Here is a 1,150-nt window from a genome sequence, read left to right as displayed (position 1 = left end):
CCACCGGGAGGGCGACGAGCAGGCGTGGCCGGGATTCGAGGACGCGGCCGTGCCCCCCGCCCGCCTGGGCGCCTACCTGCGCGACTTCACGGCCCTCATGCGGGAGTTCTCCATCGACGGACTGCTCTACGGGCACTTCGGGGACGGGTGCGTCCACGTGCGCCTGGGCCTTCCCCTGGCCGACGAGGCGGGCGTCGCGCGCTCGCGGCGCTTCCTGGAGCGGGCGGCGCGGGCGTGCGCGCGCCACGGGGGCTCCGTGTCGGGCGAGCACGGGGACGGGCGCGCGCGCTCCGAACTGCTGCGCTACATGTACTCGCCCGACATGCTCGACCTCTTCGCCCAGGTCAAGGCCCTCTTCGACCCCGACAACCTGCTCAACCCCGGAGTGCTGGCGGCGCCGATGACGCCCGACCGGGCCCGCGAGCGCCTGGCCGGGCGCGCGGCCGCTGCCCCCGCCTCGTCAGCCCCCGCGCAGGGGCAGGACCCGCAGCCGGGCGTCGATCCGCTGGACGCGTTCCTGCGCCGCCCCCGGGCCCGCCCGATCCCCGCCGACGGGGGTTTCGCCTTCCGCGGGGACCACGGGGACCTCACGACGGCGGTCCACCGGTGCACGGGGGTCGGCAAGTGCCGCGCAGGAGCCCCCGGGGCCTTCATGTGCCCCAGCTACAAGGCCACTGGCGACGAGAAGGACGTGACGCGGGGCCGGGCGCGGATCCTGCAGGACGCGGCGAACGGGGAGCTGGTGGCCTCCATCGACTCCCCCGATGTCCTCGAGGCGCTGGACCTGTGCCTGGCGTGCAAGGCGTGCTCGGCGGACTGCCCGGCGGGCGTGGACATGGCGAAGTACCGTTCGGAGGCGTTCTTCCGGCGCTACCGGGGACGGGCGCGCCCCCTGTCGCACTACACGCTCGGGTGGCTGCCCCGTTGGACGCGCCTGACGGCCCGGGTGCCCCTGCTGGCCCGCGCGGGCAACGCGGCCCTGTCGGTGGGGTGGCTGCGCCGCCTCGTGTTCCGCGCCATCGGCCTGGACACGAGGCGGGGGATGCCCCCGCTGCAGGCCGGGACCTTCTCCGCGTGGGCGCGTCGGCGCGGACTGGGCACCGGGGTCCCCGCCGAGGCGGGCGCTGCGGACCCGGGGGACGGGGGCGCT

At 76.6% G+C, this 1,150-nt stretch carries 1 pseudogene; it reads left to right on the top strand.

Annotation, left to right across the window (positions count from 1 at the left end):
- Positions 1–1,150, top strand: a pseudogene (locus tag BH719_RS10235) (FAD-binding and (Fe-S)-binding domain-containing protein); the annotation flags it as partial.

The sequence above is a fragment of the Pauljensenia hongkongensis genome, assembly GCF_001746855.1.
Lineage (GTDB): Bacteria > Actinomycetota > Actinomycetes > Actinomycetales > Actinomycetaceae > Pauljensenia > Pauljensenia hongkongensis.
Note: the sequence above shows the minus strand (reverse complement) of the source record. Positions and strands in the feature narration are given on the sequence as shown.